This is a genomic window from Vibrio sp. 10N.286.49.C3 (genome assembly GCF_041469545.1).
Classification (GTDB): domain Bacteria; phylum Pseudomonadota; class Gammaproteobacteria; order Enterobacterales; family Vibrionaceae; genus Vibrio; species Vibrio tasmaniensis_A.
In genome coordinates this window covers 37,533-51,325 of record NZ_JBFRKT010000053.1, presented here as the reverse complement: position 1 = coordinate 51,325, position 13,793 = coordinate 37,533, and the positions used below count along the sequence as shown (strand labels likewise).

The following is a 13,793-nucleotide window of genomic DNA, read 5'->3' as shown; positions in this document are numbered from 1 at the left end:
TTATGAATCAGTCGAAATTTATCGTGGTTGAAGGCCTTGAAGGTGCTGGCAAAAGTACAGCAATCAATGCCATCGTTGAGACATTGAAAACAGCTGGTGTCGCTGACATCGTTAATACTCGTGAACCCGGTGGTACCGTGCTTGCCGAGAAGATGCGCTCGTTGGTCAAAGAAGAACACGAGGGCGAGAAGCTTCAAGACATGACTGAGTTGCTGCTGATGTACGCAGCGCGTGTTCAATTAGTAGAAAACGTCATCAAGCCCGCATTAGACAGCGGTAAATGGGTATTGGGTGATCGCCATGATATGTCTTCTCAAGCATACCAAGGTGGTGGTCGTCAGATCGCTCGTAGCACTATGGAATCATTGAAAGCAACCACGCTAGGCGGCTTTAAGCCAGATCTAACCCTATACTTGGATCTTGACCCTAGAGTCGGGCTTGAACGCGCTAGAGGCCGTGGTGAGCTTGATAGAATTGAAAAGATGGACATCTCATTTTTCGATCGCACGCGTGAGCGTTACTTAGAAATTGCAGGGCAAGACGATTCTGTACTCGTGATTAATGCACAGCAAGAGATTGAGCAAGTGGCTGCTGATATTAAAGTTGCGCTAGGTGCTTGGCTCGATAAACAGTAGGTAGTCATGGCTGAAGTTTATTCTTGGCTCACACCTGTATGGAGTGAGTGGAAAAAAAGTCTCGATGCAGAACGTTTTCCTAACTCTGTGATCGTTAATGCGCCTGAAGGGCTGGGCGTGGAAGCGCTGGTTAGTCAGCTCACGTCGGCACTGATGTGTGTTAACTACGAAAGTGAAGCATGCGGCTTTTGTCACAGCTGTGAATTAATGAAGTCGGGGAGTCACCCTGATTTCCATGTAATCGAACCTGAGAAAGAAGGTAAATCGATTACCGTTGACCAAGTGCGTGCGAGTAACCGCTGGGCTCAACAGTCGTCACAGTTGGGTGGCTTGCGTGTCATTTTGCTTAGTCCGGCTGAAGCGATGAATGAATCGGCGTCTAATGCGCTGTTGAAAACACTGGAAGAACCTGCGAGTAATTGTATTTTCATCCTTTCAACGCGCAACAGTAATCGCTTAATGCCAACTATTCTTAGCCGTTGCCAGCAATTTAATGTGGTGTGTCCACAATTGGATGCAGGATCGGCATGGTTAAATGGAGAAGTTGGTAAAACGGTTCCTCAGTACATACTGACATTGAACGACAACGCCCCCCTGAAAGCGAAAGCAATGTTTGATCAAGGTGGCGTCGAAGCTTCAACAAAAGCGCTCGATGGCTTTGTGAATGTGATAAAAGGCACTCAACCCGACATGCTGAAGTTCTCTACAGAGCTTAGCAAAGACCCTTTGATTCAACTTAGCTGGCTTTGGCATTTATTGTCAGATGTACAAAAGCTGCATTTTGGTTTAGCTAATCAGGCTATCATTCCGAGTGCGAAAGCACTGTGTGAGGTGATGTCTTATCAAAGTGCTTATACAGCGTCGAATAAACTGCTGATATTGATTGAGCAGTTAAAGCAACACCCTGGGCTCAATACGGAGCTACTCATAATGAATTGGCTGATAGCCACTTGCGAGGAAACATGTTCGTAGATTCCCATTGTCATTTAGACAAACTGGATTACCAAGATTTACACACCAGCGTAGAAGACGTGGTTAATAAGGCGAAAGCAGCAAACGTTGACCAACTGCTTTCTGTCGGTGTGACGCTGGATTCGTTTGAAAATATGCTTGAGATGATCTCGCCGTTTGATAACGTTAAGGCTTCGTGTGGCGTTCACCCTCTCGACGTAGAGAGCGACTTCTGTTTAGAAAGAATGCGTGAGTACGCGAGCAACCCTAAAGTGGTGGCGATTGGTGAAACTGGCCTAGATTATCATTACCAACCAGAGACTGCAGAGCTACAACAGATCAGGTTCAAGCAGCACGTTGAGTTGGCTGTTGAGCTTAATAAACCTTTGATCATCCACACGCGTAACGCGCGTGAAGATACGTTAGCTATTTTACGCGATGGCGGAGCAGAGAAGTGTGGTGGTGTGATTCACTGCTTTACTGAAGATCAAGCGTTCGCTGAAGCGGCAATGGAATTAGGTTTCTATATCTCGATCTCAGGTATTGTGACCTTTAAACAAGCCACAGAACTTAAAGACGTTGTGAAAAAACTACCTCTAGATAGGTTGCTGATCGAAACGGATTCGCCATATTTGGCGCCAATTCCATATCGTGGTAAAGAGAATCAGCCTGCATATGTAGTCGAAGTTGCGGCTTATATCGCCCAGTTAAAAGGGGTATCAATGAAAGAGGTTGCTGAACAAACGACCAAAAATTACCAAAAACTTTTTTTGCGATAGAAATCTAACTAAACAAACAAAAGGGAGCGAAAGCTCCCTTTTTGTGTTTTTGATCACCAAAAATGCGTTTTTTTTTAATGTTTACGGAATATGTTGAACTTGAGAGCGTGAATTACAACATTTGTAATTTTGTTACTAAAAATAACATTACCCTCTATTTTATTTACTCAGTAAAATAATAGGGATGGATTATAATTTATTTATTTTTCAGCTAGTTAGTGGCTTGTAAAGCATTGCATTTCTATATTTGACATGTGATCCAAGACGTGTTTTGAAACTAAATTTCGTAAGTGACTAGAAAGTTAGTTCCCCATCAATATATATTTAGCGGCAGAAAATATAATGCAATACATGGTTACATTTTCACTGGGTGCTAACATATAGGCTACGGGGGTGTGCCGTTAGGACCCATATAATTATTTTATCTTTATCAGGAGCATAAACATGTTTAAGAACCTTTTTGCTAGCCTGCAGAAAGTTGGTAAGTCTCTGATGCTACCAGTATCAGTTTTACCAGTTGCGGGTATTTTGCTAGGTGTCGGTGCAGCAGACCTTCCTTTCATTCCAGAAATCGTTTCAAACTTAATGGAACAAGCGGGTGGTTCAGTATTCGGTCAAATGGCACTACTGTTCGCAGTAGGCGTAGCACTTGGCTTTACTAATAACGACGGTGTAGCTGGTCTAGCTGCTATCGTTGGTTACGGCATCATGACTGCTACACTAGGCGTAATGGCTGGTGTAATGGGCGTTGATAAAATCGACACTGGTGTACTAGGTGGTATCCTAGTCGGTGGTGTTGCTGCTTGGGCATTCAACCGTTTCTTCCGTATTCAACTACCAGAGTACCTTGGCTTCTTCGCTGGTAAGCGTGCTGTGCCAATCATCACAGGTTTCTCTGCGATTGGTCTAGCAATCCTACTATCTGTAGTATGGCCACCAGTTGGCGGCGCTATCTCTGCGTTCTCTGATTGGGCTGCTCACCAAAACCCACAAGTGGCGTTTGGTATCTACGGTATCGTTGAGCGTTCTCTGATTCCATTTGGTCTTCACCACGTTTGGAACGTACCTTTCTTCTTCGAAGCTGGTACTTGTGTAAACGCTGCTGGCGAAACTCAAAACGGTGTTCTTACTTGTTACCTAGTTGCTGATGACGCATCTCGTGCAGCGGGCAATGGCTTCGGTCAGCTAGCTGGTGGTTACATGTTCAAGATGTTCGGTCTACCTGCTGCTGCAATCGCGATTGCACATTCAGCTAAACCTGAAAACCGCGCTAAAGTAATGGGCATCATGGCTTCTGCTGCGTTGACTTCATTCCTAACGGGTATCACTGAACCAATCGAATTCTCATTCCTATTCGTTGCTCCTGTACTGTACGCAATCCACGCTCTATTAGCTGGTTCAGCATACGTTCTTGCGAACACTCTAGGTTTTGTACACGGTACATCTTTCTCACACGGTCTAATCGACTTCCTAGTTCTATCTGGCAACGCGTCTAAGATGGGTCTAATGGTTGTATGTGGTGTTGCTTACGCTGCAATTTACTACATCGTATTCCGCACTGTGATTAAAGCACTTGACCTTAAAACTCCGGGCCGTGAAGACGAATCTGAAGAAGAAGTAGTTGCTACAGGTTCTGAACTTGCTGGTGAGCTAGTTGCTGCATTCGGTGGTAAAGCGAACATCACTGGTCTTGACGCTTGTATTACTCGTCTACGTGTTGCAGTAGCTGATACCGCTCTTGTTGACCAAGACAAACTGAAGAAACTAGGCGCTGCAGGTGTTGTTGTAGTTGCTGGTGGCGTACAAGCTATCTTCGGTACTAAGTCTGACAACCTTAAGACAGACATGGATGAGTGGATCCGTAACAACGGTTAATTCGCTGATTCAATAAATTGAAAGGAGGCCTTACGGCCTCCTTTTTTGTTTCCTGCAATATGCAAAATATCCTCACGTTTAATACCAATCGTAGTAAATAACTGGTCATCCTAGCTTGTTAAAAACCTCGATAACTTCGTTAGAATTTTTGATTGTAGAACAACTACTTATCAAAAAATTATGCCTTGTTCTCAAGGTTTTTTCCTGCGCTATTCCTGAACACTTACTTACTGTGATTGGTATAAGCTCTTCTTACTCAACTAGCTCTACTCAACTCTATGTGTTGAAGGCCAATACCGAACCTTGAGCGCCAGTTCGCTTTTACCTAGCGATGACACCTCTCTTTGTGAACCCAGTACACTACCATTTTTAAAAACAGTCTGAGAATATTATGAAACATCGTTATTTGGTCGGCCTTATGTGCTGCAGCGGAGCCGCGTTTGTGCATGCTTCTGAAGCACCAGATTTGGAAGTTGGATTAGCCATTGACCAAGACCTGAGTGTCGTTGTCGAATTTGATCAGAAATACCGTGCCACGATTGGCAACGACGGTGCTGCATTTGACTATATTTTGAAGCGTGGTCAGTTTGAGACTGAAGCTCCGTTGAGTTGGTATGTCGGTGCAGGTGCTTGGGCTGAGTGGAATGATGATTTTGGCTTACGTTTGCCTTTAGGTGTTAAAGTGAACTTCTACGAAGGTTGGAATGCGTACGCGCAAGTTCACCCTGAGCTCGACATGTATAAAGGTGTTGAATTACAAGTGGGTGGTGCACTGGGTATCACCTACAAATTCTAGGTGATGAGACAAAAAATGCCAGCTTAGTAGCTGGCATTTTTGAATGGTTTAAATAAGGTTATTTCTGTTTGTCCATTGCACGCTTTATGCAAATTGCAGCACCACCCCAAGTGATACCAAGACCAAGAACCATCATAATAATCGCACTCGTTGTCATGATTATGCTTCCTTCTTACTTGTCATATTTATGATAATGCCAATCGCTAGTAATCCTGCGATCATTGCCCAACCAAGAGTCAGGTCGTAGCCACCGTAACCGTCTGTAAACAATGCGCTTAGTTTTGTTGCAAGAATGATTGCAAGCATAACTGGAGTGACGAAGCGTAAACATACGTTAAACCATACGCCAATAGAGAAATCTGAAATCTCATTGACGTACGCACGTACATCGCTAACTTTGTTTAGTAACCATGCCATTAGAAGGATTTCAATGAATCCGCCTACCATGATGCCGACGTTGTTAGCGAAGTGATCGACTAGGTCTAGTAGAAGTAGGCCGCCGTTAGTTGCAAATGCCATAGACACCACAACACCAACGCCAATAACAATACTTGCTGCTTTTTTACGGCTCCAGTTCAGCTTGTCCATAATTGCAGATGTTACTGCTTCCATAATTGAGATATGAGAGCTTAAACCAGCCACAACAAGTGCAAAGAAGAATAGTGGACCCAGAATATACGGTGCTGGAAGTAAATTAATCGCAGCAGGTAGCGTAACAAACGCAAGGCCAACGCCTGCTGATACAACTTCAGTTAATGGTTTACCTTGTTCTTGAGCCATGTAGCCAAGAACAGAGAAAATCATAATACCCGCAAGAATTGAGAAACCACAGTTGATAAGAACCGTCATGAACGCGTTGTTCGTGATATCTGATTTTTCAGGCAGGTAGCTTGAGTAAGCCAGCATGATCGCAAAACCGATACTTAGCGTGAAGAAGATTTGTCCATAAGCAGCAGCCCATACTTTTACGTCCCAGATCTTGCTGAAATCAGGTTCGAACATGTAGTTCACACCATCTAGAGCACCAGGAAGGAAAACCATGCGTCCGATAAGCAAAATCACCATTATGAACAACACTGGCATCATTACTTTAGAAGCACGTTCGATACCAGCTTTAACACCACCCACGATAGCTGCATAAGTGATTGCCCAAGCGAGTAACATTGCGCCAGCGATGCCCCATTGGATGCTACCTAGGTTCGTCGGTGAGTTATCACCTAGAGCTAGATATTCACTGAAGAAGAATGCGTTAGTGTCTGTTCCCCAGCTTTGATTGAATGACATACCGAAGTATGAAATTGCCCAACCGATAACGGCAACATAGTAGACCGCGATGACAGCCGCTACACCCACTTGGAACCAGCCAAGCCACTCAAATTTTGAGTTGATGCGCGCTAAGGTTGCAGGTGCAGAGCCACGATATTTTTGACCCATACTGAACTCTAGGATCATAAATGGGATACCAGCCGTAAGCATGGCAAATAGATATGGAATGAAAAAAGCACCGCCGCCATTTTCATAAGCCATATATGGAAAACGCCAAATGTTTCCTAAACCAATAGCAGATCCTACTGCGGCAAGGATAAATCCTGCTCGGGATCCCCACTGTTCTCGCTTCATATTTAACTCCTTTACAACTTCCCTGAGGTATGAAGCTTCTCGTCACGCTGTGCTTGGTAAGGAGATGATAGTTAAAACAGGCAAACGGTTTGACTGTTTACTTTATCTTCCGTGATCAAGCAAAAGTTTAGATTATTATGTTGTTAGCGATTGGAGGACTCAGCGGATAATTCTTAATTGTTTGATGTGTGTTTGCATAACCTGAAATATTCAGCTGATGCGTGCTAATGAGCCTACCTAGTTAGAATGGTTAAAGCAATAGATTAGGTATGTTTAATAACTGTGGTCTTATGGTCTTTAAGATGTTAAATGATGGTTATTTTAGAGGTATGAATTGGTTTGGGGTTTTCTGATTGGTTTATGTGTCTAATTTTTTCTGTTTTATTAGGTTATATGACTTTATTTAAAAGTAGAGCGTATGACTGAAATTCATACACTCTATAGTTGAACTGACCAACTATTCGGAGGTTCTATTGGTATGAGATGGTCATCGATACTTAGAAAGTAAAACTCAGTCCGACATTGGCTTGGAATTGGTTCATCCAGTCGGTATCAAAGCGGATGATGCACTCTTGCCCGTTACTTGGGATGTTACAAACACCGGAGGTGTCGTTATCGACAACGGTACCTAACCAACGTAGTTGTGTGTTTAACGCTAATCGGTCACTAAATTTGTACTCTAAACCACCAAAGATAGAGGTTGAGAACCCATACTTATCTTTTGCCCAGTCTACATCGACGTAAGAAGCACCAAGGCCTAACCCCAAATAACCAGACAACACAGAAGAAGCTGGGTAGTAAATGCTACTTTGAAAGTGCAGGTATTGGATGGAGGAGCTTAGGTTGAGCGTTTCTAATTCAGAGCTTTGATTAGAATAGAAAAAGCCGATGCGTCCTTTTTCAAATGGCGTTTCAATCGCAAAGGTGTAGTTTTCAGACCCTTTCATATCATAGGTTTTACCGTCCTGGTCTTCGACACTGCCACCGCCTGTATAGCCCACCATCGGAGTAATGATGATCTCCGGCGAGGCATGTACGCTCGAAACGGAGATAAGCGTAATCAGTGCCATTATATTTGCTTTGTTATTCATGAGTATATCCTTATCCATACACTTACTAATTGTGATGGTTACATCAATATTGTGCGACTAATTTCGACGATTCTTGAAGATACTTCACACACCTGATAGTACTTAAATAGAGACTCGACAAATTAATAATAAGACAGAGGTGTCTATGGACCATAATCTGAAAAATGCCCTACAAATAACGGTTGTCATCTACGCAATCATTCTCTCATTTGGCTTTATTGCAATTGGTAGTTAATACCATCTATTGCGAGGCTGGGTTTTTATACTCAGGGAATAATGAATAGTGGGATTATAACCAATATTGATACAGCAATAGACTTAGATTATTACGCTAAGTTTATTGCTGGAAAAACAGCACTGGTCGCCCAAGGTGGCGGACAGAGAAGTATTTTTACTTCTGGAGTGCTGGATGCCTTTCTTCTTTCAAATTTTGATCCCTTCGACGAGTTTTTTGGTACCTCTGCAGGTGCTCTTAATTTGTGTGCTTATCTGTGCCGCGATAAAGGCCTTGGCCGTTCTTTCCTTCTCGACCTCACAACATCACCTGAATTCTTCAATCTCTTTTCTTATATACGACACAGAAAGAACCTTGGATTAGAATGGGCCTTAGAACAAATCATGGCTTACCCATATAAGCTTGATTTGGATTTAGGACGACAAACGCTAGGCGATCGCCATTTCTATGCAGCCGTCACGGATTCTAAAGACTTACGAGATCACTACTTTCCAGTATTGGGTGAAGATTGGTACAAAGTGATGATTGCAACCTGTGCGATTCCTCGCTTATACAATGATGAAATCTTTATTGGCGACAATGCTTATGTGGATGGTGGTGTATCAGCTTGCATCCCAGTTCAAGAAGCGTGGCGTAGACAAGCCCGTTCCATTGTTGTGATCCGAACTGAGCCTACGCTAGAGGAAGAGGTCGAGGTTCAAGCTAACAGTACGCGATTAAAAACACCCAAACCGATATCAGCCGAAGAACTGGAATGGTTCCGCGAATCTTTTGACAGTGTTCAAGGTCATTGGCAACAAAAAGTGGAGCAGTGGAAAACCGATTGGAGCTCGTTCTTTCAACAACAAATTCTCAGCTCAAAAGAACAGAAGCGCGACAGATCACATTTGGATTTACTGAATGGTGGTCGATGGTTATTCGGGGCGGATGACATCTATAGATTAAGTCATTTAATTGGTGATAAGTTTGATTCCGGCTTAGCAGATATGCTGATGGTGCATTACCAAACTTACTCATTGACTCAGGATTTTTTGAACTCCCCACCAGACGATGCTTTTGTAGTGCAAATTGCCCCGAGTAAGCCGCTGAAATCCAATTCATTAATGAGTAATAAAGAAGATTTACTGCACGATTATGAATTGGGTTTAGAAGCCGGTTACCGATTTGTTGAAACTTATACCTCTACGAAAAATGCCCGCAGTTCACACATGCCACAGTTGGCAACCATTGCTGCTGAGAAGTAATGCTTGAGGTTGATTAATAATATTTGAAGTTGATGAGTTAGCATGCTGTGAGCTGAACGTGCTGTTTAAACTGATCGTTAGTGAGTCGTGTTCTGAAATGAAAAGGGTTATTGAACTTGGTTCGATAACCCTTTTTTGTCATGAGATTAGGCAAATCGTTTCGCCTTACGGGCAAACATTAGGTGACAGGCAAGATTCTCATACAGTTGGTTGATCCCGCCACATCCATAATGTCGCCTTGAGTGACGATAACGAGATCGCCAAACTTAAGATGCTCTTGCTCTTTTAGGCAGGTGAGCGTAGATAGGGCAATGTCAAAACTGTCTTTGGCTTCTGTCTCGAAGTAGATAGGTGTTACACCTCGGTACAAGGTACAGCGATTAAGTGTTCCTTCGTTACGAGATAGTGCGTAGATAGGCATATCTGCACTTAGACGAGACATCATCAGTGCAGTACGGCCTGATTCAGTGAGAGTGACTACGCCTTTAATGCCTTCCATATGGTTTGCCGAGTAGATAGTCGCCATCGAAACGGTTTCTTCGGCGGTCACAAACGTGCGGTCAATTCGGTAATTGGATTGGTTGTTAATCCCCGCCATTTTCTCAGCACCAATACACACTTCAGCCATCGATTTTACGGTTTCGACCGGGTAATCACCTGCAGCTGTTTCACCTGAAAGCATGACCGCATCTGTTCCATCAAGTACCGCATTGGCAACGTCCATGACTTCGGCACGGGTTGGCATTGGCGCTGAAATCATCGATTCCATCATTTGGGTTGCGGTGATCACCGTTCGGTTAAGCGCTCTAGCACGGCGTATAAGCTGCTTTTGTACTCCGACCAATTCAGGATCGCCAATTTCGACTCCGAGGTCACCACGAGCCACCATGACCACATCTGAGGCCATTATGATGTCATCCATGTTCTCAACAGTGGCTACCGTCTCTGCTCGCTCTACTTTTGCTACAAGGTGAGCTTCTAAACCTGCTTCACGTGCGAGCTGACGAGCGTAGTGCATGTCTTCGCCGTTGCGTGGGAAAGACACCGCGAGGTAATCCACTTTGATTTGTGCGGCGGTGACGATGTCGCGTTTGTCTTTTTCTGTCAGCGCTTCTGCTGACAAGCCGCCGCCTTTTTTGTTTATGCCTTTATTATTCGAGAGAGGGCCGCCAATGATGACTTCGGTATGAACGCGACAACCTTCCACTTCGGTTACTTTTAGCTGTACACGACCATCGTCTAGCAACAGGATGTCGTTAGCTGAAACGTCGTTAGGTAATTCTTTATAATCAAGACCGACCGCTTGTTGGTTGCCTTCGCCTAAACCAAGGCTACTGTCGAGAGTAAATTGGTCACCAACGGCAAGTTGGATTTTGCCATCTTTGAATGTTGACACTCGAATCTTGGGACCTTGTAAGTCACCGAGAATAGCGATCTGAGTACCAAGTTTTTTGGCTATTGCGCGGACATTTTCTGCACGTTGTATATGGTCGTCGCTAGTGCCGTGAGAGAAGTTCATACGGACGACATTGGCACCGGCTTTGATGATCTCTTCAAGCACGTTACCTTTATCAGTAGAAGGGCCTAGCGTTGTGACGATTTTCGTTTTTCTTAATTCGGCTGTCATGAATACTCCTAGAGTGAGGCCAAGTAATCTTTTAAAAGACTGAATTAAGTATATGCATTAATTGATTATTTATTGGGAGCTAGAAGGATATTTCTTTATTTGTATCTAATTATTGAATTCAGGGCTCAATAACGATGTTTCATTGAGAAAATTAAGTCTCAATTTATCGATGTAGGTACTAATTTTTCTCGAACTATTTGACTAGATACACAAAGATTCATGTATATACGTGATACGGGTCACGGCGATATACCAAGTGACTTCACAATTACTTCGCAAAGTAAAAAAATTACCGCGTTGATGATTTCTGGAGCGTAAAATGTACATGGCTCAACCGGGCCATATTGATCATATCAAACAGGTCAATGCTGGTCGTGTATATAAACTAATTGACCTTAAAGGTCCTATTTCTCGTATCGATCTGTCCAAGCAAAGTGAGTTGGCCCCGGCGAGTATTACTAAAATTACCCGTGAACTCATTGAAGCTCACCTTATTCACGAAACGACGGTTCAAGAAGCCACGACTCGTGGGCGTCCTGCTGTCGGTCTGCAAACCAATAACGAAGGTTGGCAGTTTCTGTCGATGCGTCTTGGTCGTGGATACTTGACGATCGCGCTTCATGAATTGGGCGGCGATGTACTTATCGATACCAAGATTGATATTCATGAACGTGACCAAGACGATGTACTTGCGCGTCTTCTACATGAAATTGATGAGTTTTTCCAAACTTATGCCGAGCAACTCGATAGGGTAACAAGTATTGCGGTTACGCTACCGGGGCTTGTGAATTCTGAGCAGGGAATTGTGTTGCAGATGCCACACTATAACGTTAAAAACTTAGCGTTGGGTCCTGAGATCTACAAAGAAACAGGTCTACCTGTCTTTATTGCCAATGATACCCGAGCGTGGGCATTGGCAGAGAAGCTGTTTGGTCACTCTCAAGATAACGATAATTCCGTTCTTATCTCGATTCACCACGGTGTAGGCGCTGGGATCATTCTCGACGGTCGAGTATTGCAAGGTCGCCACGGTAACATCGGTGAGCTGGGTCATATTCAGATCGATAAACAAGGCAAGCTTTGTCATTGTGGTAATCATGGCTGTTTAGAAACGGTTGCGAGTTCACAGGCTCTCCGTGAGCAAGTCAAAGAAAGACTGGCTAATGGCGAGGCATCATCACTAACGGCGTTTGAAGATGTCACAATTGAACAGATCTGCGCTGCTGCTGCTGATGGTGATCCACTGGCTGTTGAAGTGATTGAACAGTTAGGTCGTTATTTAGGTGCCGCGATAGCGATTGTGATCAACCTTTTCAATCCTGAGAAAATCTTGATAGGTGGTGTTATCAATCAGGCTAAAAGCGTGTTGTATCCTGCGATTCAAAAGTGTATCGAAGAGCAGAGTTTATCGGTTTACCATCAAGATTTAGAACTGGTGGAATCTCGATTCTATAAACAAGCCACCATGCCAGGTGCTGCGCTTGTTAAACAAGCTTTATATGATGGCCAATTGTTAATGAAAGTGATTGAAGGCTAACCCTTTTTTTATCGTTTTTAGCCTTCCTTTAACCCTTTCCATGCACTTAAACTATGTATAACAGCATTTGTTGTACTTAGTTTAAGCATCTGTGTATTTGCGCTTTGCTTTAACCTATCGAATTAGGCTATTGTAGCCACAGTTATTATTTGTCACTAAGGTGTTGTATGTCTGGCGTTTTAAATTCTGTTGATCAGAGAACTAAACTCGTCGGTGAAAACCGTCTGGAACTCTTGTTATTTAGCTTAAATAGTCGCCAACTATTTGCGATTAACGTATTTAAAGTGAAAGAAGTCTTAAAAGTGCCTGTACTCACTCGCTTGCCAGGCTCTCACCATCATATTACGGGTGTTGCTTCTTTACGTGGTGAATCTGTACCTGTGATTGACTTACGGAGTGCGATTGGTTTCCCACCATCACGTGATGAGACTCAAGAAAACAACTTGATCATTACCGAATACAACCGAACCGTACAAGGCTTCTTGGTTGGACAAGTTCGCAATATCGTGAATACGACATGGACAGAAATCCAACCGCCACCAAAGACTACGGGTCGAGCAAACTATTTAACTGCTATCACGCATATCCAAGAAGAAGAGCAGCACAAAATCGTTGAGATCATCGATGTTGAAAAGGTGTTAGCGGAGATCATCGACTACGATGTGTCGATTTCTGACGGTGTTCTAGATCAGCAGTTAGCGAATGAAATGGTTGGCCGTAATGTGCTTATCGTGGATGACTCTTCAACAGCACGCAACCAGATCAAAGGCACCTTGTCGCAACTTGGTTTGAACATTATCGAATGTTGTGACGGCTTAGAAGCACTGACTTTACTTAAGAAGTGGTGTGATGAAGGCAAAGACATCAATCAAGAAATACTGTTGATGATCACCGATGCCGAAATGCCAGAAATGGATGGCTACAAACTGACTCATGAAGTTCGAACTGATCCTCGAATGCATGACTTGTTTATTACGCTAAATACTTCATTAAGTGGTAGTTTCAATGAAGCCATGGTTGAGAAAGTAGGGTGTAATCGCTTTATTTCTAAATTCCAACCAGACCTCTTAGTTGAAGTAACTCAAGAGCGAATGCGTCAGATTTTGTAATTAATGCAGCTGTACGGTTTGTTTCGAATGACCTTGGCGAAAACGTTTGCTAGTATTTGATACAGCATGTTTTTTAACAAAATATGCTCAACTACTAACGTAACTTTTCATGCACAATCTAAGGTAGTTCCTCTGAATGATATGGTTAACGTCTAAAGTCGTCATGACTTTGAGCTTATTACTGTATAGGGAATTTAAGAAAAGACGTACGGAAGCGGACGTTGAGGTATAACTCAACAACTTGAATTTAAGGGAAGCGGATGCTTCTCTTTTTCGTTTCTAGCGTTTCTAGCG

At 43.3% G+C, this 13,793-nt stretch carries 13 protein-coding genes; 9 read left to right on the top strand and 4 right to left on the bottom strand.

Features of this window, described 5'->3' with window-relative positions:
- The first annotated feature begins 2 nt into the window (after nt 1-2).
- From tmk to AB4180_RS18720, 5 genes are all read left to right on the top strand, one after another.
- A complete protein-coding gene (gene tmk, locus AB4180_RS18740; protein WP_017099458.1) occupies nt 3-635 on the top strand; it encodes a dTMP kinase in 633 nt (210 codons plus the stop codon).
- A gap of 6 nt (nt 636-641) precedes the next feature.
- Nucleotides 642-1,607, top strand: a complete 966-nt coding sequence (locus tag AB4180_RS18735) for a DNA polymerase III subunit delta' (RefSeq protein ID WP_102248937.1) — start codon at nt 642-644, stop codon at nt 1,605-1,607.
- Nucleotides 1,598-2,365, top strand: coding sequence for a TatD family hydrolase (locus AB4180_RS18730; RefSeq protein WP_102248936.1), 768 nt, complete (start codon nt 1,598-1,600; stop codon nt 2,363-2,365). The genes AB4180_RS18735 and AB4180_RS18730 overlap by 10 nt, the downstream gene beginning before the upstream one ends.
- Nucleotides 2,366-2,809: 444 nt before the next feature.
- Nucleotides 2,810-4,240, top strand: a complete 1,431-nt coding sequence (gene ptsG / locus AB4180_RS18725) for a PTS glucose transporter subunit IIBC (RefSeq protein WP_009848984.1) — start codon at nt 2,810-2,812, stop codon at nt 4,238-4,240.
- 391 nt (nt 4,241-4,631) lie between these two features.
- Nucleotides 4,632-5,036 carry a hypothetical protein gene (locus AB4180_RS18720; protein WP_017100270.1) on the top strand — a complete coding sequence of 135 codons (405 nt, stop codon included), beginning with the start codon at nt 4,632-4,634 and terminating at the stop codon, nt 5,034-5,036.
- Nucleotides 5,037-5,094: 58 nt separating this feature from the next.
- On the opposite strand, the gene AB4180_RS18715 is transcribed toward AB4180_RS18720, so the two are convergent.
- From AB4180_RS18715 to AB4180_RS18705, 3 genes are all read right to left on the bottom strand, one after another.
- Entirely contained in the window at nt 5,095-5,193 is a 99-nt protein-coding gene (locus tag AB4180_RS18715) for a methionine/alanine import family NSS transporter small subunit (protein ID WP_009848986.1), read from the bottom strand.
- Between the two features lie 2 nt (nt 5,194-5,195).
- Nucleotides 5,196-6,656 (bottom strand): sodium-dependent transporter, encoded by a 1,461-nt coding sequence (locus AB4180_RS18710; protein ID WP_009848987.1) that lies wholly within the window; start codon nt 6,654-6,656, stop codon nt 5,196-5,198.
- 497 nt (nt 6,657-7,153) lie between these two features.
- Nucleotides 7,154-7,747 carry a hypothetical protein gene (locus AB4180_RS18705; RefSeq protein WP_029223909.1) on the bottom strand — a complete coding sequence of 198 codons (594 nt, stop codon included), beginning with the start codon at nt 7,745-7,747 and terminating at the stop codon, nt 7,154-7,156.
- Between the two features lie 145 nt (nt 7,748-7,892).
- On the opposite strand from AB4180_RS18705, the gene AB4180_RS18700 reads away from it, so the two are divergent.
- Complete coding sequence (locus tag AB4180_RS18700; RefSeq protein ID WP_102248935.1) at nt 7,893-7,982, top strand: YnhF family membrane protein; 90 nt, start codon at nt 7,893-7,895, stop codon at nt 7,980-7,982.
- 41 nt (nt 7,983-8,023) lie between these two features.
- Nucleotides 8,024-9,226: a patatin family protein gene (locus tag AB4180_RS18695; RefSeq protein WP_017100269.1), complete on the top strand. Its 1,203-nt coding sequence runs from the start codon at nt 8,024-8,026 to the stop codon at nt 9,224-9,226.
- Between the two features lie 178 nt (nt 9,227-9,404).
- Here the strand turns inward: AB4180_RS18695 and pyk are convergent, their stop codons facing one another.
- Entirely contained in the window at nt 9,405-10,853 is a 1,449-nt protein-coding gene (pyk, locus tag AB4180_RS18690) for a pyruvate kinase (protein ID WP_012603578.1), read from the bottom strand.
- A 319-nt stretch (nt 10,854-11,172) separates the two neighbouring features.
- Here pyk and AB4180_RS18685 point away from each other — a divergent pair, with 319 nt between their 5' ends.
- Together AB4180_RS18685 and AB4180_RS18680 are read left to right on the top strand one after the other, a co-directional pair.
- Nucleotides 11,173-12,390, top strand: coding sequence for an ROK family protein (locus tag AB4180_RS18685; RefSeq protein WP_017102815.1), 1,218 nt, complete (start codon nt 11,173-11,175; stop codon nt 12,388-12,390).
- A 167-nt stretch (nt 12,391-12,557) separates the two neighbouring features.
- On the top strand, nt 12,558-13,499 hold the full coding sequence (locus tag AB4180_RS18680; RefSeq protein WP_009848992.1) for a chemotaxis protein CheV: 942 nt from the start codon (nt 12,558-12,560) through the stop codon (nt 13,497-13,499).
- Nucleotides 13,500-13,793 lie beyond the last annotated feature (294 nt).

What these genes read in the sequence shown, in the direction of transcription:
- AB4180_RS18680 (WP_009848992.1), top strand. Translation starts at nt 12,558, where the DNA reads ATGTCTGGCGTTTTAAATTCTGTTGATCAGAGAACTAAACTCGTCGGT.
- AB4180_RS18695 (WP_017100269.1), top strand. Translation starts at nt 8,024, where the DNA reads ATGAATAGTGGGATTATAACCAATATTGATACAGCAATAGACTTAGAT.
- AB4180_RS18715 (WP_009848986.1), bottom strand. Translation starts at nt 5,193, where the DNA reads ATGACAACGAGTGCGATTATTATGATGGTTCTTGGTCTTGGTATCACT.
- AB4180_RS18720 (WP_017100270.1), top strand. Translation starts at nt 4,632, where the DNA reads ATGAAACATCGTTATTTGGTCGGCCTTATGTGCTGCAGCGGAGCCGCG.
- AB4180_RS18685 (WP_017102815.1), top strand. Translation starts at nt 11,173, where the DNA reads ATGTACATGGCTCAACCGGGCCATATTGATCATATCAAACAGGTCAAT.
- ptsG (WP_009848984.1), top strand. Translation starts at nt 2,810, where the DNA reads ATGTTTAAGAACCTTTTTGCTAGCCTGCAGAAAGTTGGTAAGTCTCTG.
- tmk (WP_017099458.1), top strand. Translation starts at nt 3, where the DNA reads ATGAATCAGTCGAAATTTATCGTGGTTGAAGGCCTTGAAGGTGCTGGC.
- pyk (WP_012603578.1), bottom strand. Translation starts at nt 10,853, where the DNA reads ATGACAGCCGAATTAAGAAAAACGAAAATCGTCACAACGCTAGGCCCT.
- AB4180_RS18710 (WP_009848987.1), bottom strand. Translation starts at nt 6,656, where the DNA reads ATGAAGCGAGAACAGTGGGGATCCCGAGCAGGATTTATCCTTGCCGCA.
- AB4180_RS18730 (WP_102248936.1), top strand. Translation starts at nt 1,598, where the DNA reads ATGTTCGTAGATTCCCATTGTCATTTAGACAAACTGGATTACCAAGAT.
- AB4180_RS18705 (WP_029223909.1), bottom strand. Translation starts at nt 7,747, where the DNA reads ATGAATAACAAAGCAAATATAATGGCACTGATTACGCTTATCTCCGTT.
- AB4180_RS18700 (WP_102248935.1), top strand. Translation starts at nt 7,893, where the DNA reads ATGGACCATAATCTGAAAAATGCCCTACAAATAACGGTTGTCATCTAC.
- AB4180_RS18735 (WP_102248937.1), top strand. Translation starts at nt 642, where the DNA reads ATGGCTGAAGTTTATTCTTGGCTCACACCTGTATGGAGTGAGTGGAAA.